Raw genomic sequence first — 19,988 nt, 5'->3', positions numbered from 1 at the left:
GTATCTTTTAATGGGGTTGGAAACTTTTTAACAATAACTAAAGAAGTATCTGTTATTCCTTTTTCTTCCATAATTATTTTTCTAGTTCCCTCAACTCCTCCACTTGTATAAATAACTCCTTCCTCATAATAGGGAAAATCAGGTATCCAATTTCTACTATCATTTATGTATTCCTCTTCGCTCAATACTAAACGGCTAGTATAAATCCCAGCATCAAACCTCAAAATTATATCTTTACCATGTATTTCACCTACAAAGCTATCTATTCCCTCCTTTTCTTTATACTCCCAACCTGAAGGTACTTCTATAGTAAATAGTCCTGTATCTAATACTTTAATTTTATTGTTATCTTGTTTACTGCATCCAAACAACAAAATACTCAGTGTTAATAAAACGATAGTTTTCATATTTTGACTAAATTACATCTTGGGGTACTAATGAACTTTAACGAACAGGTAACTTTTTTAGTAGATTCTCAGAGAACAGTTGTTAGTTTATCTATAAGCAATCAACCTAATATAATTATCATCTACTTCCAACATAAATTTCCCTACGGAATCTAAAATCTCTTTAATCTTACCCAAATCTTGCTGACAGACTTTATTTTTATCGTCAAAAAACTCTTTTGGAAAGTTTAGATATTCAATCTCTTTATACAAAAGAATTCCTCCTAAAGAGTTACAGCCTTCAAAACCTGTCTGCCAATAGTCAAAATCATAGGTCGTGTATTCATCAAGATAAAGAACTCCATTTTTTTCTGTGTTTACTTTGCTAAACTCAACACGCTTGAATAAATGACTATTTTCAACAATTCCATCTATCAAGCGCACCCATTTGGCATTTGACATAAAACTATCCGTAAATTTATTTTGAATAACTTTGTCAATTTCTCTATCAAGCTGTTTCCAGTATCTTTGTTGTTTGTTTGTAACCATTATATTTCTATTTAAGATTTAAGACTCAAACAGAAGCTCACAATTCAAAGTTCAAATTATCTATGAAACATATCCTTGCTTTATTTTTATTTTTTATCCTTTGCTCTTGCCAAAATGAAACCTCCGAAAACAAAAAAGTCACAGATTCCACTTTAACAAATTCTATCCAGAAAGAAGAAAGTGGAAAAATAGACTTTGATACTTTCTTCCAAAAATACCGTACAGATTCAGTTTTTCAACTCAAGCACACAAAGTTTCCACTCAAATCGTTCTACATAGACGAAACAGAAGACACTAGCATTAATTTCATTTCAGAAAAAAAGTGGCAGTTCAATGATTTCAAAGACGATAAAACATCAGAATACGACCAATATGAGTTTGTAAAAAATCCTATCAGTTCAGATGTAGTTCATTATGAAATGGAAGGCATAGACAATGGTATTTCGGTAATATACAAATTTGAGTTTGATGGTCAAGAATGGTCTTTGATAGAAATTGAAGATGCTTCCTACTAAGCTAATTTTCAAGCCAACGGACTAATCACACGTCTAGCATGGCGATAGGCTTTTTTCCAATAATCGTATCTGAATAAAGGTTCTTCCACTACGCCTCGTGAGGTAGAAGTGTGTATAAATTCTAAATCGTCTCTGCTATTTCCAGTTTTGGTAATGATTCCGACGTGGCTAATGCGATTGGGGTCGCTTCCTGTGGCAAAAAACACCAAATCTCCAGCTTCTACATTGTCAATAGAAATATCTACTCCACTTACTGCCTGCGAACGAGAATCTCTTGAAAGTTCTATGCCTGCTTCTTTGAAGGCAAGATGTGTCAGTCCAGAACAGTCTAAACCACTTCTTGAAACACCTCCCATTACATGCTTTGTTCCCAAATAGGTTCTTGCTTCTTCAATGGCTTTTTGTGCGATTGCCTCACGAGAACCAGATACGTTCTCAGCAAGAGTACCCTCTGAATGTGTATGAATAGTAGAGTTTGGATTGGCTGTTTTTTCGGCTTGATAGCGAGCAAAAATTTCATCGAAAAGTTCTTTATGAACTCTTAAGTCAATGACTGCCTTTACCGTTTTTCCATTTTCTTGTATAAATTCAATGCCGTTCATAATGTAGCGTAAACTTTAGTTTGTGTGAGTTGTAATTAATTATTTTTAGAAAGATACCAATTTAGAATGAATTATTTTTGAATTTGACTGTCCAAACTACTACATTTAGAAAATATAAACTCATCTAAAATAGTAAGATATTTAATAAAATTCTTATTCTGTCAGACACCTCAAAGGTGTCAAGACAGTTGAGCTTACAAATTGTCCGACACTTTAAAAGTGTCCTGACAAATCTATAAAACTTATTTTATTATATGTCTTGTGATTGTTCTGTGGCTCACAGAACAACAAATACATCAATCCTTTTCTGCTAAAAACAAGCCTTTATACTACACAAATGAACACAAAACATATTTCCCATTACTCATTATTTCTATTTACATTTTTAGTATTCTTTTTCTCTTGCAAGACCAGTCAGAATACAAGTTCTGACGAACTGCGTCCTTCTTTGAAGTCAGTTTATCCGTTTGTAGAAACAAAAGAACAGGGCATTATAGAAAAAAATGGAATGGTCGTAACGGCACATCCTTTGTCTTCAAAAATTGGTGTAGAAATCCTTAAAAAAGGAGGAAATGCTTTTGATGCTGCTATTGCTGTTAAGTTTGCTTTGGCTGTGACATATCCTCGTGCTGGGAATATTGGAGGAGGAGGTTTTGCAGTCTTAAGATTAGGAAATGGAGAAAGTATAGCTTTAGATTTTAGAGAAACTGCTCCCCTTGCAGCCACTACCAATATGTACTTGGATAAAGATGAAAATCCTATTCCAAAACTAAGTCAAGAGGGACATTTGTCTGTTGGAGTTCCAGCAAGTGTGGCTGGGATGGTAGAACTTTTTGAAAAATATGGTTCAAAAAATGTTTCTTGGAAAGAACTTGTTCAGCCAGCCATTGACTTAGCACAAAATGGAATTGTTTTGACAGAAAATGAAGCGAATAAACTCAATGATTATCAAAAAGAGTTTAAAACGTGGAATACAAAAGAAAATTGTGTTTTTATTTATGATGGAGAAAATAGTAGTTTAAATAATGAGTGGAAAAAAGGGGATACTATTTTTCAAAAAGAATTAGCTCAAACGCTTATCAGAATCAGAGATGAGAAGCGAGACGGATTTTATAAGGGAAAAACAGCTGAATTTCTTTTAAAAGAAATAAATAAAGGAAAAGGAATCATCACACAAAAAGATTTAGACGATTACAAGCCTGTGTGGAGAAAACCGATTGAACAAACTATTCAGTTGCAAGCCAAAGATTCAGATAAAAAAACGGCTTATACTATTCTTTCAATGCCACCTCCTTCTAGTGGTGGAATTGCACTTGCACAGCTTCTGCAAGGAGCAGCAAATTACATCAACCAAAACCGTTCTACACCAAAAATAAAACAAGCAGAACACAACTCTGCTGCTACATTGCATATCTTGACAGAACTTGAACGACGAGTATATGCCGACCGAGCAACTTATCTTGGTGACCCAAATTTTTATAATGTTCCTCAAAAAATGCTTTTAGATTCAGCTTACAACGCAGAAAGAAACCAAACAATTTCTCTTTTCAAAAAAACCCCGTCTGATAGCATCAAAGAAGGAAAAGTAGAAATTATCGAAAGTATGGAAACTACTCATTTTTCTATTACGGATAAAGATGGAAATGCCATTTCTCTCACAACGACACTCAACGGAAACTATGGCTCAAAAGTAATGGTAGAGGGAGCAGGATTTTTCTTAAATAATGAAATGGATGATTTTAGTATCAAGGCTGGCTTTCCAAATCAGTTTGGTTTAGTAGGGGCAGAAGCCAACAAAATTGAACCTCAAAAAAGAATGCTTTCGTCTATGACTCCAACGATTGTAGAAAAACATAACCCAACTACTGGAAAAAATGAACTTTTTATGGTTGTCGGAACACCAGGTGGTTCTACTATTATTACAACCGTTTTTCAAGTCATTCTGAATACGACCGTTTTTGAAATGGATATTCAAAAGGCTGTCAATGCAAAGCGTTTGCATCATCAATGGCTGCCCGATGAAGTCTATTATGAAGCATTAGAGGAATCAGTTATCAAAAAATTAGAAAAATTAGGACACGTCATGAAACAAGTTCCACAACTTGGTAAAGTAGAAGCTATTTTGGTGTTACCAAATGGAATGTATGTAGGAGCTGCCGATTATTTGCGTGGCGATGATACAGCAATAGGATATTCCATGTAAAAGCTATATCTATCTCTTTTTTTTCATAACTCAAAGTATTTCAACAAGTTAAGCAAGCAAAATTGATTCAGAGATAAAGAATCACTTCAGATAATAGAGTATAAAACCTTAATTATTTCTACACGATTTGCCTCAAATTTATTTTTATTTTCTATTTTATTCTTTTTTAATAAATTAAAAATTAACAAACTATTAAGTCTAAAAAAACAGCATCAAACAAAATATTATTCTATTTAAAATAAAAAATCAGAATTTTATTTCTCTAATTATATAGGGTTGCATACTATTTCAGCTGTTATGGTTTGTTATGACTTTGTTTGGGCGTAAGTTTCGATTTTAACATAAAAAACCAACAACAAAGAATATAAATCATAAAAACACTATTTTTAAGAAATTTTATTTTAAAATAAATAATACAACAAAATTTTATTTTAGGTTGCACGATTTTTTGTTAAATCTCTTGTTCATAAAAACGTATTTTTAAATTGAAACCTGTGTCAAAATACACCGTTAGCTTTGTAACATCAAATAAGAAAAACAGATTACAAATCTCAATCACTAACGAAACATAAAAAACAATTTAAAATAATATTTTTTTCACACTTTTCTATTTATTTCAGAATTTCTAAAAATCACTCTAAAAATACCAGTACCTATGAACATCTTAAAATCAGCTTTCGTTTTTGTTTTTGCAATCACTCTTTCATTTACCAACTCTTTTGCTAGTCCTGCTGACGAAGACGATATGATTGCTATTGTTGAAGCGCTACCCAACAGCAACAAATTTCTTCTAAAGTTTGAAAATGAAAAGGAAGAAAAGGTAAAAATAAAAATTTATAATTCAGACTTGCAACTTGTACACTCTGAAGCACTGGGCAAAAAAGCACAAATTCAACGTCTTTATGATATGAGTGCCTTAGGAGAGGGAACTTATACAGTTGTTTTGGAAGGCGAAACGTACAAAGAAAAACGTACAGTTACATTAGTGAATCCATTGGAAAATAATTTTATTGCTACTTTTTCTCCAAAGGCAACCCATAAAAAAGTTTTTGCGTCTGTAGAAAATAACAAAGGCACTGTAAAACTGACACTTACTGATATAAATGGAAATATTTTGTACGAAGAATCTATTGTAGATGAAAAGAAAGAGCGTACTCTAAATCTTGAAAATCTTGAAAGAGGAACATACTTCTTGCAGATTATTGGAAAAAATAAAACAGAATACGAAACATATTATATTGACTAATTCGGAAAGGTCAATCCAACCGACTTACAGATTTTAAATTAAGATACTGTAATTAATTTATCTCTTCATGAGCAAAAAAGCAACTTCTTTGAGGTTGCTTTTTTTATTTTTACGATTATTCTTATTCCAATTTAATATTATTCAAAACTATGATAGTTTCTGTAGAAATTAGTGTTTATCCACTTGTAGAAGATTATAAGCCAGCCGTAAAATCATTTATTAAAATTATTTCTCAAAACTCAAATCTAAAAATCCTTGTAAACGGCATCAGTACGCATATTTTTGGAGAGTTGAGCGAAGTTATGCCAAGTCTAGAAAAAGCCATTGAATCTTGTTTTGAAGCTCAGAAAGCCTCTGTTGTAGTCAAATTTTTGGGTACAGATTTAAGTGAATACGAGTACAAAGGTTAATAACACCGACAAAATGACAGTTTTTGGTAACCAACACAAGTAATAAAGACAGAAATCCACATCTAAAAACTATTTTTTGGTATTGGCATATTCTATGTAAAGACAACAATCGAATGTGTCGCACACAAACGCAATGTTTTAATTAAGACGATACAAAAATTTATGTATTCATTCACTATTAAAATAAATTAGATAACTATGGCTGATGTAAATATTCGTCCGTTGGCAGACCGTGTTTTGATTGCTCCTGATGCAGCAGAAGAAAAAACTGCAAGTGGAATTATCATTCCTGACTCTGCAAAAGAAAAGCCACAACGTGGAAAAGTGGTAGCAGTAGGAAATGGCAAGAAAGACGAACCCATTACTGTAAAAGTAGGTGATAACGTTCTTTACGGTAAATATTCAGGTACAGAAATCAATGTAGAAGGACAAGATTACCTAATCATGCGTGAATCTGACATTTATGCAGTAGTGTAAATAAAATTGTCGTTGGTGGGGACACCAACAACAGCAGTTCAAAAAATTTAGTACGTTGTAAATTCGTAATTCGTAATTCGTAATTTATAATTGTTAAAAAAACATTCTACAACATTTTAATAGAAAACAAAAAATTATGTCTAAGATAGTATCATTTGACACAGCAGCTCGTGAGAGATTAAAAAAAGGCGTTGATGCTTTAGCTAACGCAGTAAAAACTACACTTGGTCCTAAAGGACGCAATGTAGTAATAGATAAAAAATTTGGTGCGCCTTCAGTTACTAAAGATGGTGTTACAGTAGCAAAAGAAATTGAGCTTAAAGACCCTATTGAAAACATGGGTGCACAGCTTGTAAAAGAAGTTGCTTCAAAAACTGCTGATATGGCAGGTGACGGAACTACAACAGCAACTGTTTTGGCACAAGCTATCTTCAATGCAGGTATCAAAAATGTAGCTGCTGGAGCAAATCCAATGGATTTGAAGCGTGGTATGGACAAAGCCGTAGCGAAAGTAGTTGAAAACTTGAGAGGTCAGTCTAGCCCTATCAAATCTTCTTCGGAGGTAGCACAAGTAGGTGCAATTTCTGCTAACAACGATATGGAAATCGGTAAAATGATTGCCGATGCAATGGACAAAGTAGGAAAAGATGGCGTTATCACAGTAGAAGAAGCTCGTGGTACAGAAACAGAAGTAAAAACGGTTGAGGGTATGCAGTTTGACCGTGGTTATCTTTCTCCATACTTTGTTACGAATACAGAAACAATGGAAGTGGAGCTTGACGACGCTTATATCTTGATTTATGACAAGAAAATCTCTTCTATGAAAGAGCTTCTTCCAGTATTGGAGCAAGTTGCACAAACTGGAAAACCACTTGTTATTATTTCAGAAGATGTAGATGGTGAAGCATTGGCTACACTTGTAGTAAACAAAATTCGTGGTGCGCTTCGTATTGCTGCTGTTAAAGCTCCAGGTTTTGGCGACCGTCGTAAGGCAATGTTGGAAGACATCGCTACACTTACTGGTGGAACACTTATCAGCGAAGAGCGTGGTTATAAGTTAGAAAGTGCAGAAATTTCTTACTTAGGTCAAGCAGAAAAAGTTACTATTGACAAAGACAACACAACTATCATCAATGGTGCTGGCGACTCTGAAAACATTAAGCGCAGAGTAAACGAAATCAAATCTCAAATTGAGAAAACAACTTCTGATTACGACCGTGAGAAATTGCAAGAGCGTTTGGCTAAATTAGCTGGTGGTGTTGCAATCCTTTACATTGGTGCAGCTACAGAAGTAGAAATGAAAGAGAAAAAAGACAGAGTAGATGACGCACTTCACGCAACTCGTGCAGCCGTACAAGAAGGTGTAGTACCTGGTGGTGGTGTTGCTTTCATCCGTTCTTTAGAGTCTTTGGATGATTTCATCGTTGGTAAAAACGGTATCGAAAACCAAGACCAAGAAACAGGTGTAAACATTATTCGTCAAGCATTAGAAGCTCCACTTCGTACTATTACAGCAAATGCAGGTCTTGAAGGTTCTGTAATTATTCAGAAAGTAAAAGAAGGAAAAGCAGACTTTGGTTATAATGCTCGTGAAGACAAGTATGAAAACTTAGTAGCTGCAGGTGTTCTTGACCCAACTAAAGTTTCTCGTTTGGCTCTTGAAAATGCTGCTTCTATTGCATCTCTTCTTCTTACAACAGAATGTGTAATTGCAGACGACCCAGAAGAAAAAGAAGCTATGCCTTCTGCTCCTGCTGGAATGGGAGGAATGGGTGGAATGATGTAATCCGTTGTTTCCCACACACTGAAGTGTGCGCTATAAAATAAAAAAAGTCATTTCTTCTTTATTGAGGAAATGACTTTTTTAGTTTAGAAAAACAATAAAATTTATCATAGTCAATTTTGTAAAGTTCATTTCTCTATAGCAAGCCCAACGCTATGGAGAAATAAGCAGGAGTGGCTTTTGGTAAGTTATTAGTAATAGTAATATAAAAATGATTTTGCCATTTTTGTCGGTCTGCTCTACGAGGCTGACCTTATTCTAATTAGGTCACTAATGCGATTTTTAGATGTAGTTTAGTTTCTATTTTAGTAAAATCAAAACTGTAAAAGCCCTAATAACCTTTAACATGTTAAAAATATTTTTTTTACACTATAATATTGCAAGCCTTCATATTTTATAACTTTATTATTTTTCAAAAAAAACACCTTTACAAATTTTGTAAAAGTGTTAGTAAAAATAACTTTTTTTGTAGAGATTATTTTAATGTTTCACTACAAATTTCTTAGTAATAAGACTCTGATTATTTACTGAAATAGTGTAAAAATAAATACCTGCTTTTAAATTACTGACAGATATTTGTTTACGATTATCGTAATTATCTAGTCTATACTCTCCTACAACGCTTCCTAAAAGATTATATACTGTTATTTTTCCTTCCGAGTTTCTGTCTAGCATTCTATAATCAAACTGAACAAAATGTGCTGCTGGATTAGGATAGGCTTCCGAAATTTCTATTTTATCAGTTTCTCCTGCTGCTTGAAGATTTTGAGCATAAGAAGATGAAAAATAAGACATAGCCATAAAAAGCATAGGAACTACTAAAATCGTTTTTACTAACGATTGGAAAGATAAATCAGACCATTTGGGAGGTTTTTGAGAAAAAGGTAAAAACTGTTTTAATTTCATAAAAATAATTTGTTAGAGTTTCGTCATTCGGAATGTTAGGATGTTTAATGAAAAGGGAAAAATATAGAGTTTAGAGTGAAATTATATTTTTGGTTACCGATTAATTACCGTTTCACTATATGAAACCGAAAATCAGTAGCTTAGGTTACATATATTTGCAGGGAAAGCAATATTTTTTTGTTATTTTCATGATTGCCCTTAAAAAATTAAGATAAATCAACAACTAAAACATATTTTTCAGCTCTGCAATGCTATAATTCAACTACTAAACCAAGTTACAAAATAATTTCATTAGTCTTTACAAAAGTCAGAATTATTCTTGTAAGAAAAAAGTAGTTTTCTCTTAAAACTGTACAATTTTGTGATAAAACAGGTTTTATTAATAGCTTTTTCTCTATTTCTTATATACCTTTTCGCCTGCTTCTACTTCAATATTTAGGAAGTTTTCGGCTGGAGGAATAGGACAGTCATATTTTTTATCATACATACAATAGGGATTATAAGCACGATTGAAGTCTAAAATAGCTCTAAGTCCATTTATTTCCGGTTCGATATAACGCCCAACTTCGTATGTAGTTTTTCCATTAGTAAGGTCATTAAACAGCACTGAAAAACCGTCGCCATCCTCAATAGCTTTATAAATATTCAAAGATAGAGGTTTGCCTTTGAGTTTGAAATCAGCCTTTGCATAGATTTTAAAATTGCGTTCCTTACCTTGTGAGGTTTTGAGTTTTACTATTTCTTTGTCTTGTGAGAGTGTAAGCATCGCCACAACATAGTAAGAAGAATCTATCGGAAAATAATCTAGTCCTTCAAATGTTTTTCTATCGTCATACGGAATAGGAGAGCCATTTCCCTTAAAGTCTTTGTTTTTTTTATCCCTCTCTGTCTGAACTTCTACTTCGTACTTTGGAGCGCAAGCAGAAATGCTGAAGATAAAGAACAAGATAAAGAGGTGTCTTAGTGTAAATTTCATTATTAAATTTATTTTTGATTTAATCAACTTTTCCTTCACCATACCAATTCGTAATATCTACTAAACAAATAAAAGGTTCTTGGTAACGACAAAGATAATTCTGACCTAAAATATATTTCTTTTCGTGAGTTTTTTCATAAATATCATAAGCAAAATAGTCGGCAGGAGTTCGTCCAGCATAAGCCAAAGAAACCATCTCTCCTCGCCTCCAAAACGTATGACAATTCACTTCTTCCACTTTCTCTTTGAAGTGAACAAACTTTTTAAAATCTATTTTTTGATGATTGAGAATTTCTTTAAAAAGCGAATTGTTCAAATTCCCCTTATAGCTCAGATTCCAATTGATAAACTCTAACTTTTTTATCTCATTGGTTCTATATGTCAAAATAAGAATTGAGTCTCCAACAAACTTGATTTCTTCTATAAAAACTTCTCCTCCATACATATCTATATCATAAAAAACAGAATCATTTCTTTCAATAAGCCATATATATTCTGTTCTAACAACATTTTTGGAGTTGTGTTCAATATCTAAAGCAACTATATCATTTTCATATAATTCAAAGTTTTTTAAATTTTTAAGGTCTTTACTTATTCCAACTAATTCTTCAAAGTCAGTTTCGTGGTTTTTAAAATTTTGCTTCATTCTCTTTACTACTTGACTTTTAAAATATTCTTGGAGAGGATATTTGAAGTAAAATTCGTAAGAAAAATAACCTACTATTGTCAAAAATAGACACAATAGAGAACGCAAAATAATTTTTCTAACTGTTTTTTTCATAATTCCCCTTTTTTAAAAAGCTCCTTGAATTTCTTGATAAGAAATAAGTAAGATAGCAAAAATAGCTACTGCCAAACCAATTTTATTGATGAGTGATAATTTTTCTTTGAATAAAAAATAAGAAGCTACGGCAGCAATCAGAATCACAGAAATATTAAATACTGGAAAAACGAGCGCACCATCTCCTTTAAATCCACTCAATACTTTTAGAAGTAAAAAGATAGAGAAAAAGTTAGGAATACCAAGAGAGATTCCTCCAATGACGCTGCGTTTTGTCATCGTTACTTTTTTTCTTAAAAAAAGTGTTGTAAAAACAATTATTCCAGTTATTCCAGCAATTCCAAATAATAAGATACTGAAAATACCTTGCTGATTTGGCAAAACTATCTGTACGTCTTCTCTAACTGTATAATTGAAGGTGGTATCTATTGTTCCACTTACCAAAAACACTACAATAGGCAGAATAATAGCCAAATACTTTTTCTTATCATCTTTATATTCTGTTGCATCCACCATTTTTGAAGGCTTGTAAGAGACCAATCCCACAGCCGTAATGGCTAAAAATAGTCCTAAATAATTGAGAAAATCGTAGTCTTTTCCTGCACTTTTCCAAATCCAAAGATTGATTAGAACTGGAATTACAAACGAAATACGAGCTGAAAGCGTAGCCACAGCAACTCCAGAAAGTTGGGTAGTGAGTCCCATCAGATAAAAAGAAGCAATAAAAAATGCCCCCATTCCCATTGCGATATATAATGCAGTCGAAAACTGTTCGCTTTGCAGTGTTTGAAAAACAGGAGGGCTATCTATCCAACCCATTGCAATAAAAAGACTTCCTGTCAAGACACAAACGATATAATTGATAACAATCGCTGGAAAAGTAGGCACTCCAAACTGAGCAAAACCACGAAAATTAATAAAAATAGCGACATTGGCAAGAATCCAAAGAATAAATAAAATAACCATTTTCAGTTAGCAGTAATTGATGTAAAGCTAAAACCCTAAGAATTTGCGAAAATCCTTAGGGTTTAAAATGCAAAGGTAAGAAAATGTTATTTAGGTTTTTGAATTTTATACCCAAACTGTCAAGGCTTTTGAAATAGATTTGTATTCTATACTTGTTCCCAAACCTTTAGGTTCTCCATCTATGTGTACAGGAATGGAATTGCCAAAACTAATTTTTATACTATCAGCTTTATGAGTTTCCATATATGGATTTTGTAGAATTGTTCGATTCAGCACTTGCCACATTATTTTTGGTGCTTGTATTTTTGAAAAAGGCTTCAAAATACAAATATCTAATTTACCATCTTGAATATCTGCCTGTGGAGCTATATACACATTATTTCCATATTGTGTAGCATTGGCAAAAGCTATCAAAAATGCTTCTTTTTCTATGGTTTTTCCATCAAATTCTAAAGTATAAGTCATAGGCTTGTAGGAAAACAACTCCTTCATTGTGAAATAGGCATAACCCGCCAAACCACGAAACGCACGAGAAGCAAAAGAAGCACTCACATGAGCATCAAAACCTATACCTGAGGTGCAAAAGAAAAAATTTCCATTAGCAGTAGCAGCATCAATCAATATTTTTTGGGGTTCTAAAAGTCTTCTTATAGCTTGTTCAGTATGCAGTGGAATCCCCAAATGACGAGCCAATCCGTTTCCTGAGCCTTGGGGAATAATAGCTAAAGCTGTTTTAGTTTTAATAAGTGCTTGGGCTATTTCATTGATTGTACCATCTCCCCCTACTGCCACTACAACATCGTATTTTTGCTGAGTAGCCTGCTGAGCTAATTCTGTAGCATGTCCTGCATAATGAGTATAAACAATATCATAATCAATATCAGAAGGTTGTAAAGTGGTATGAATGAGCGTAACAATATGTTCTTTTCGCTCTGTTCCAGAGACAGGATTTATTATAAAGACAATTCTGACTTTTTCATCTTCTATTACTTTAAATGTATTCTCTATATTCTGTACTTTTGTTGATGCCATTGTTTTACTTCAATTCATCACACTCTAAAGAATGTGCTACGCTTATAGTTTTTCTAAATAAATAATAACTGCTTTTCTAATATCTGACTGTGGGCTATTTGATTCATCAGAAGAGATTACATTTTTGATTTCTTTATTGGTGTCTTTGTTCATAAAATCCATATTGTTTTCCCTACCAGAAAGGTTATAGTCATTTGTTACAACTTTATACATTTTTTCTTTTTCTATCGGCTTGTTATTCAAAAACCATCCTTTTTCATCACGATAAGAGAGTTTTTCTTGATATTGTAAATATCCTCCTGTGCCTTTGTTTAATAAGCCAGCATCTAAAAAATGAATAAGAAGATCTCCCGAAGCCTCAAATTGATAGATTTTCCCTCCAAAAGGCAACATTCTCAACACATCGTATTCTGTCATTTCTCCTACGAGTACATCATCCAAGCGCACCGAACCACTCCCCAAAACAGCAATATCTGCCTCTGGGAAAGCATTTGCCATAGCATTGGTAATCAATATGCCTGCATTGCTAGGAGAGCTTCTTATCGTTGCTTCGGTAGCATCTAAAGGCTCTGTAATGGTGTATATTTTTCTATCTGGGTCAAAGCCTTGTGCTGTAAATACTGAATCAGCAATATCATCCCATTTTTTTATAGCAGCCTTTGTAGTGGCTTCGTATTTTATGGATTTATCTATGGTTTTGAGTTCAGAATCTATGTTAAGCTCTTTTGTTTTTTTGTTGTAGGTCAGCCTATGAATGTAAGCTGTTCTTGCATTAGCATCTGCCTTTGCCATAATTGTTTTTCCATAGGTGTGTTTCATATTTACATGGTCGTGTCCTCCCATCAAAAGTTTCAACTCTGGAACAAACTCTGCTAATTTTTTATCCTCTGCTTCTAAAAGATGTGTAAGAGCAATTGTAAAGTCTGTTTCGCTATCTATTTCTTGATATAATTTTTTTGTTGTTTCGTATTCGTCTGTATAACGAACAAAATCTGTTTTGTTATAATTTGTCGTAATTCCCAAAATACCAACCTTTATTGTTTCTTCTTTTTTATTTTTTGGCTCAAGAATAATATAAGTAGGAAGCTCATTTCCTTTTCTAGTAAAAGGTTGTTGTTTTCCGTCTTTAAAATAAAATGTATTGGAAGAAATCCATTCGAATTCAGATTCATTGATGCGTTCTAAAACATCACTTTCGTTCAAATCAAATTCGTGATTTCCAAAAGTTACAAAATCTACTTTGGCAGCATTCATCACATCTACCATTTGTGCTCCTGCAATGCGTTTGCCGTTTAGTTTTAATGTTCCTAACACAGAAGGATTTAAAAAATCGCCAGACAAGACCAAATATGTATTCGGATTTTCCTTGATTAAATCTTGCTTGAGCTGTGCTACTCGTGCCAAATTTCCGTATTTTCCACCACTCACACCACCTATTTCATAGACATCGTTGATATGAAGAAAGGTAAGTTTGACAATATCTTCTGCATCAGAACTGGCTGGTTTTGAAGAATTACAAGCTGTAAAAAATACTAAAAAAATGAAAGCCAAAAATATGGGCTTAGAAAAAATAGAAGTATAAAAATTTCGCATAATAACTTATCACTTGTGTATTAAATACAGAAAGCGAACAAAAACTTGCTCGCTTCCTGTTTCTGTATTTATTGCCTTAAAATTATAAAAAAAATATTTAGAATAGTTGTTTGTAGAAGAATTTAACCTACCTTAAAACCTATTACAAGCACATCATCAACCTGTTGATACTTACCACTTAACCAAGCATCAAATTCTAGTTTCAAAATACGTTCTTGCTCTTCAAAAGGTTGATTATGAATTTCTACTAGAAACTCTCTAAAGCGTTTTTTCATATATTTTCTTCCTTTGTCTCCACCAAATTGGTCTTGAAACCCATCTGAAAACATATAAAAAATAGTTGGAGAAGAAATATCTACGGTTTCTTTATGAAAAAATCGTTCTACATCAAGACGTTCGCCACCAATAGGCATTTTGTCTCCCTTCAATCTTCCCACTTCCCCATTTTGAATATAGACTACTTCATTTTTTGCACCTGCAAAATGTACTTGTTTGTTTTCTTTATCTACCACACAAAGTGTCATGTCCATTCCATCACGGTTATCGGTAGCTCTTTGGTTTAAGGCATTGACAACTCCAGAATGTAGGTCGTGAAGAATTTTATCTGCCTCATGTACATTTCTAGCATTTACTGTTTCGTTCAAAACATCATTTCCAATCAATGACATAAAAGCTCCTGGAACTCCGTGTCCTGTACAGTCGCAGGCAGCAATAACGCATTTTTTATCTGATACTTGGCTAAACCAATAAAAGTCTCCACTCACAATATCACGAGGTTGGAAGAAAACAAATGACTGGGGCAGAGCTTCTTTTATTTTGTCTAAGTCAGGCAACATCGCCACTTGAATCCTTTTAGCATAGTTGATACTAGAAGTAATGTCGTGATTTTTCTTCTCAATAATTTCTTTCTGGTTTTCTAGTTCTACTAAAGATGCCCCTAAAGCAAGGTTTTTCTCTTCAATACTCATCTTGACAAGTGTAAGTTGCTCATTAGTAGTTTGAAGTTCTTCCGAATTTTGCCTCAACTCTTCTTCTGATGCTTGTAGTTCTTCGTGTTTTTGTATAATTTCCTTTTTTTGATTTTCTAAAAGAGCATTTTGGGCTTCAATTTTTTTGTTTTTCTTTTTGTTTTGTAAAAAAGCAAATAAAGCAAAGGCAAACAGTACGATAGCAGCAATGGCAATTAAGTAAGCAATGTATTTTGAAGATTGCTGCTTTTCTTTTTCTATACGTTCTTTTTCTGTCTCTAACTCTTGTAATTTGTTCTTTTGCTCTAAGAGTTCTTTCTCTTTCTTTTGCTGCTCGGCTTGCAAGGTTTGTTCTCTTAGTTCGGCTGCACTTTTTTGTCTTTCATTTTCCAATCTTTGGATTTCTTCTTGTCTTTGAGCAGCATCTAGTTTATTTTTGGCAAGCAAAAGAGCTTGTTGTGTTTGTTCTTGTTGAAGTCTAGCATTTTTTATTTCACTTTGTCTCAACTCATTTTCACTCTTCAAAAGCTCATTTTCTTTGGCTTGTTTTTCTGCTTCACTCTGTACTTTTTCTAACCTCAAGCGTTCTTGTTCTCTTTCATTTTCATATTGCACAAGCTGTGTTTCCTGTCTTTCAGCCTCTACACGTTGTTTTTGTAGTTCTTCTTTTCTCTTGTTAGCTTCTTTTTCTAATTCTGTTTTTATGCTAGTATATTTTTTAAAGGCTTCTTGCGATTGACGGAAATCTCCCTCATACTCCCATATTTTAGAAAGTAAAAGGTAGGACTCTGCCAAAGATTGTTTGTCATTATTTTTTTGAGCAATAGTTATGGCTTTCCCTACTTGCACTCTAGCTTCCTGTGCGTGTGCAGCCAAATATTCGTTTGCTCCCAAATAGTTATAAGATTCTGCAATAGCAGAACTATTATTTTTATCTAGGTTTATGTCTAATGCTTTTTCATATTGTTCTTTTGCAGCAGAGAATCTTTTAAGAGAAGTATAAGTTACTCCTAAGTTGTTCAAAACTATTTCATCTTTTTTGTCTATTTTTTGCAATGCCTCAAGAGCTTTTTCAAAATATTCTACAGCTTCTTTTTCTTTTTCTAGCTGTCTGTATAAATACCCAATACTATTTGCAGCAAAAGCAATCTGCTCAGGATTATTCCCTTTTTCTACTTCTAAGTTATACTTTTCGATAGAATATTTGAGTGCATTTTCTAAACTATGATTTCTACTCACAATCGCTAACTTGCCTAGAGAAAACGAAATAAGACCTTTATCTCCTGTTTTTTTATCTTCTTCTAATAATGCTAAGTAATTTTTTTCAGCTTTTTCATATTCTCCATTCAAAAACTGATTATGAGCAATTTTTCTATTTAGCTCTGTTATTTCTTTCTCTTTTTGGTTAGCCTTGTAGAGTTGTTTTGCTTTATCAAAATTTTCTATTGCTTTGTCGTAAGTAAGCCAATTCTGATAAAGTAATCCTATTTCTGTAAACACTTCTGCCTTGCCCAGTTCTGATTTTTTTTCATCTTTTTCTGCCATTCTATCAAACTGTGTGTTTGCTTGTACAGCATAAACAAGTGCTTTTGAATAATCGCCTTGATAACGATAAGCACGAGCCATAACTGTCAGTAACTGTCCTTTTTGGAAAGCATCTTTTGTGTTCTCTAGCGCAGTTGTAGCATTGGAAATTGCTTGTTGATAATTTCCTTTTTCCAAATGATAGAAAGGAGAATCTTTATCTACTTGTGCAACAACAGACAGAGAAAAAAAGCAGTAAATAAAAAGACAGACAAGAGCAGAACACAAAAAATTACTGATAGGGGAATGAGTAATGTTAGTATTCTTAATTCTTGTAAAAAGAAGTGCTATTCTCATCGAATGGTAATAAACAAAGTATAATTATTAGAAGAGCTTCACATACAATATTCTTTAATGAATTAGATTTAATGAAGATTCCTTTTAAAGGGAAAATAAATCAGCTATCAATTTGATGATTTTTTCCTTAAAATACAAGAATTTTAAAGGTTTCTTTTTTAAAAATGTTGGTTAGTTTTGATTCAGTTTTTCTAACCTAAGCTCTCTAAAGTATAAAAACATAGGAAATCCAAACACAATTGCTACTAAAAACATAAGTGGAATAAACATCCACCAATATTTCATTTTTAGTTTTTTGCTTCTAAGGATATACCACGCAAAAAAAGCAATCACAATTACCACCAAATCTACACTGCATGAACAAGCAGGAAATATTGCTTTTTTTGAGCAATATAATTTAAAACAGATGTGTCTGCTGTTATCAGATAAAACTGAATATTAAAATACCAAGTCAAACAAATCGCCAAAATGGAAAAAAATATATAAATCAGAGTACCGAACATCAATAGACATTTGTTGTTTTGTGATTCAGAGAACATGGAAAAGTACCGTTCTTTGGTCTTTTAGTGTAGCGACACCAATATTTTTTCCTCTCATGTCCAAGTATTCTAAAGATAAATATATTTGAGTTTTAGGGGTTTGAGCAGATTTTCTAAATATAGAACATTTTTGTTTAAATTTGCTTAGATTGTTATATCATTTTTTGAACTATTAAAGATAAGATACCACATGAACAGAGTAAAAGTAGATTTACCAGACCAATTTTTATTTAGAACTGAAATTCCTGTCCGAATTACTGACCTTAATTATGGAGGACATGTTGGAAATGATGCTATGCTTAGCCTTGTTCACGAAGCTAGAGTCCAGTTTTTTATGAGTGAAGGCTTTAAAAGCGAACTTGATATTATGGGATTGGGCGTAATTATGGCAGATGTGGCGATGCAGTTTAAAGGAGAGGGCTTTTATGGAAATGTATTTGAGGTATATGTAACTGTCGGAACACTTTCTTCTTCTGGATTTGATTTGTATTACAAATTTATTGATGCAGATAGCCGAAGAGAAATCTTGAGAGTAAAGACAGGAATGGTTCTTTTTGATTATAAAAGTAGAAAGATTGCCTCTCTGCCACAAGAACTCAAAGAACGCTGGCAACTTCCACATCCAGAAAGTCGTTTGATAAGCAATGAATAAAAAAATGTATAAAATTTGTTTAACATCTAAAAGTCGGCGAAGTCAATGGAAAAATAACCGTCGTTGAGTTTCAAAATGCAGTCATCAACGAGGATAAAATTTCCTAAACGAGAGTTCAAAACCTCGTTTACAGTTGATAAAATACATTTTACGATATTCACTATCTCAACAAAACTCATTATTTGATATGAAAATGTATTCCTTTTTTAGTTTTTTTTTCTCATTCGGAATAATGAGTTTACTTTTTTTTGCTTGCACTTCTGAAACCAGTGAAACACAAAACTCTACCGACTTTTCTCCAGCCTTACATTTCGAAACATTAGAAAAACAAAATAGAGAAGCAGCAGACAGTTTAGAAGCACTTTATGATATTCATTATAGAGCTTTAGAAGATGACAGCGTTATGCGTAGGAAGGGAAACTTGTTGCGCCAACGCACAGAAGTTGTTCTACAATACATAGATGATACATATTATGACCTTACAAACCTTTTAGATAATGTGCCAGCAGACAAAAGCTACAAAGAAGCTACTGCTTTGTTTTTTGTTGGAAAAAATAAAAAAGGCAGAGGCTACAAACTAGAAAAGAAGCTAAATGAACTGGTGATAAAGATGAAAGAAATTGATAGTCAATGGGATTTTACCTCACCTTTTTTGTCCCAAAATGATATAGAACTTCTACACGACAAAGATACAGATTTGGTAGAGGCTCATTTTCAAAAAACCTTTCCAGAAGCTGCTTTTGCTTTTCTTAGTGCATTAAAGAAAGAAGTAATTCTGATGGAACTACAAGCAATAGACGAACTTGCAAAACGCAAAAAGTAATTTTTTATAGTTATGCTTTTTCATCTGTCAAAACCTTCTCACACTCCGTCTCTTGTTGTAAGTTTCCTTTTACAAAACATTTTCTACAACGAGCTTCATACTCTGTTTTTTCTCCCAAAAGAATCTTTTTCTTCGAAGGCGTTAGGCGAAACGAATAAGCAGCTACTTTACCACAACACATACAAATAGCATGAACTTTGGTTATGTATTCTGCTCTAGCCAGCAAGTTGGGCATTATTCCGAAAGGTTTGCCCTCAAAATCCATATCTAAACCAGCCACCACAATGCGTTTGCCTTGGTTGGCAAGTGTCTGACAAACGTTTATGAGTTCCTTATCAAAAAACTGTGCTTCATCAATTCCAATCACTTGACAGTTTTTTTCTTTTAAAATTTCTAAAATATCAGTGGCTTTTCTCACAGCAATCGAATCTATTTCATTTTGATTGTGAGAAACAACTTTTTGGTCGTCGTAACGAGTGTCAATAGCTGGCTTAAAAATCTGTACCGATTGGCGTGCAATCTTGGCACGAGTAAGACGACGAATAAGTTCTTCCGTTTTTCCAGAAAACATAGAGCCACAAACGACTTCTATCCAACCTCCCTCAACGGGGTGGTCTAAATGATGTATGGTGGGTTCAAGATGCATAATCAGTAATCAGTAATCAGTAATCAGTAATCAGTAATCAGTAATCAGTAATCA

General features: G+C 33.2%; 20 protein-coding genes. 8 read left to right on the top strand and 12 right to left on the bottom strand.

What is annotated here, in order from left to right; translation table 11 throughout:
- Together QZ659_RS17385 and QZ659_RS17380 are read right to left on the bottom strand one after the other, a co-directional pair.
- The coding region (locus QZ659_RS17385) for a hypothetical protein (protein ID WP_291727800.1) at positions 1-407 on the bottom strand (407 nt) is incomplete at its 3' end.
- Positions 408-494: 87 nt separating this feature from the next.
- Positions 495-935, bottom strand: coding sequence for a hypothetical protein (locus tag QZ659_RS17380; protein WP_291727799.1), 441 nt, complete (start codon positions 933-935; stop codon positions 495-497).
- Between the two features lie 62 nt (positions 936-997).
- Between QZ659_RS17380 and QZ659_RS17375 the strand changes: the two genes are divergently transcribed.
- Positions 998-1,450 (top strand): DUF4348 domain-containing protein, encoded by a 453-nt coding sequence (locus QZ659_RS17375; RefSeq protein ID WP_291727797.1) that lies wholly within the window; start codon positions 998-1,000, stop codon positions 1,448-1,450.
- 8 nt (positions 1,451-1,458) lie between these two features.
- Here QZ659_RS17375 and QZ659_RS17370 read toward each other — a convergent pair whose 3' ends face one another.
- Positions 1,459-2,052, bottom strand: coding sequence for a C40 family peptidase (locus QZ659_RS17370; RefSeq protein ID WP_291727795.1), 594 nt, complete (start codon positions 2,050-2,052; stop codon positions 1,459-1,461).
- A 337-nt stretch (positions 2,053-2,389) separates the two neighbouring features.
- Between QZ659_RS17370 and ggt the strand changes: the two genes are divergently transcribed.
- The 5 genes from ggt to groL all read left to right on the top strand — a co-directional run bounded on the left by ggt (position 2,390) and on the right by groL (position 8,174).
- Positions 2,390-4,255, top strand: a complete 1,866-nt coding sequence (gene ggt, locus QZ659_RS17365) for a gamma-glutamyltransferase (protein ID WP_291727793.1) — start codon at positions 2,390-2,392, stop codon at positions 4,253-4,255.
- 655 nt (positions 4,256-4,910) lie between these two features.
- On the top strand, positions 4,911-5,501 hold the full coding sequence (locus QZ659_RS17360) for a T9SS type A sorting domain-containing protein (RefSeq protein WP_291727791.1): 591 nt from the start codon (positions 4,911-4,913) through the stop codon (positions 5,499-5,501).
- 149 nt (positions 5,502-5,650) lie between these two features.
- Complete coding sequence (locus QZ659_RS17355; protein WP_291727789.1) at positions 5,651-5,911, top strand: thiamine-binding protein; 261 nt, start codon at positions 5,651-5,653, stop codon at positions 5,909-5,911.
- Positions 5,912-6,109: 198 nt separating this feature from the next.
- Positions 6,110-6,388: a co-chaperone GroES gene (gene groES / locus QZ659_RS17350; protein WP_291727787.1), complete on the top strand. Its 279-nt coding sequence runs from the start codon at positions 6,110-6,112 to the stop codon at positions 6,386-6,388.
- A gap of 136 nt (positions 6,389-6,524) precedes the next feature.
- The gene (gene groL / locus QZ659_RS17345) at positions 6,525-8,174 is read left to right on the top strand and encodes a chaperonin GroEL (protein ID WP_291727786.1); all 1,650 of its coding nucleotides are present in this window, start codon (positions 6,525-6,527) and stop codon (positions 8,172-8,174) included.
- Positions 8,175-8,651: 477 nt separating this feature from the next.
- Here the strand turns inward: groL and QZ659_RS17340 are convergent, their stop codons facing one another.
- The 8 genes from QZ659_RS17340 to QZ659_RS20540 form a co-directional block, all read right to left on the bottom strand.
- The gene (locus tag QZ659_RS17340) at positions 8,652-9,077 is read right to left on the bottom strand and encodes a T9SS type A sorting domain-containing protein (protein ID WP_291727785.1); all 426 of its coding nucleotides are present in this window, start codon (positions 9,075-9,077) and stop codon (positions 8,652-8,654) included.
- A gap of 394 nt (positions 9,078-9,471) precedes the next feature.
- Positions 9,472-10,053 carry a DUF1684 domain-containing protein gene (locus tag QZ659_RS17335; protein ID WP_291727784.1) on the bottom strand — a complete coding sequence of 194 codons (582 nt, stop codon included), beginning with the start codon at positions 10,051-10,053 and terminating at the stop codon, positions 9,472-9,474.
- Between the two features lie 19 nt (positions 10,054-10,072).
- Positions 10,073-10,834, bottom strand: coding sequence for a hypothetical protein (locus QZ659_RS17330; RefSeq protein ID WP_291727782.1), 762 nt, complete (start codon positions 10,832-10,834; stop codon positions 10,073-10,075).
- A 12-nt stretch (positions 10,835-10,846) separates the two neighbouring features.
- Positions 10,847-11,800 carry a hypothetical protein gene (locus QZ659_RS17325; protein ID WP_291727780.1) on the bottom strand — a complete coding sequence of 318 codons (954 nt, stop codon included), beginning with the start codon at positions 11,798-11,800 and terminating at the stop codon, positions 10,847-10,849.
- Between the two features lie 105 nt (positions 11,801-11,905).
- The gene (locus QZ659_RS17320) at positions 11,906-12,832 is read right to left on the bottom strand and encodes a diacylglycerol/lipid kinase family protein (RefSeq protein WP_291727778.1); all 927 of its coding nucleotides are present in this window, start codon (positions 12,830-12,832) and stop codon (positions 11,906-11,908) included.
- 42 nt (positions 12,833-12,874) lie between these two features.
- Entirely contained in the window at positions 12,875-14,425 is a 1,551-nt protein-coding gene (locus tag QZ659_RS17315) for a bifunctional metallophosphatase/5'-nucleotidase (protein WP_291727775.1), read from the bottom strand.
- Positions 14,426-14,547: 122 nt separating this feature from the next.
- Positions 14,548-17,274, bottom strand: a complete 2,727-nt coding sequence (locus QZ659_RS17310; RefSeq protein ID WP_291727773.1) for a tetratricopeptide repeat protein — start codon at positions 17,272-17,274, stop codon at positions 14,548-14,550.
- 171 nt (positions 17,275-17,445) lie between these two features.
- Positions 17,446-17,649, bottom strand: a complete 204-nt coding sequence (locus QZ659_RS20540; protein WP_366935874.1) for a DUF2834 domain-containing protein — start codon at positions 17,647-17,649, stop codon at positions 17,446-17,448.
- Between the two features lie 354 nt (positions 17,650-18,003).
- Between QZ659_RS20540 and QZ659_RS17305 the strand changes: the two genes are divergently transcribed.
- Both QZ659_RS17305 and QZ659_RS17300 read left to right on the top strand, forming a co-directional pair.
- Positions 18,004-18,465, top strand: coding sequence for an acyl-CoA thioesterase (locus tag QZ659_RS17305; RefSeq protein WP_291727771.1), 462 nt, complete (start codon positions 18,004-18,006; stop codon positions 18,463-18,465).
- A 232-nt stretch (positions 18,466-18,697) separates the two neighbouring features.
- Positions 18,698-19,288: a hypothetical protein gene (locus QZ659_RS17300; RefSeq protein WP_291727769.1), complete on the top strand. Its 591-nt coding sequence runs from the start codon at positions 18,698-18,700 to the stop codon at positions 19,286-19,288.
- Between the two features lie 10 nt (positions 19,289-19,298).
- Here the strand turns inward: QZ659_RS17300 and QZ659_RS17295 are convergent, their stop codons facing one another.
- Positions 19,299-19,934 (bottom strand): thymidine kinase, encoded by a 636-nt coding sequence (locus tag QZ659_RS17295; RefSeq protein WP_291727767.1) that lies wholly within the window; start codon positions 19,932-19,934, stop codon positions 19,299-19,301.
- Positions 19,935-19,988: the final 54 nt, after the last annotated feature.

Source organism: Bernardetia sp. (genome assembly GCF_020630935.1).
Taxonomy (GTDB): domain Bacteria; phylum Bacteroidota; class Bacteroidia; order Cytophagales; family Bernardetiaceae; genus Bernardetia.
The sequence above is the reverse complement of the archived record's forward strand: the minus strand, read 5'-3'. Positions and strand labels throughout refer to the sequence as shown.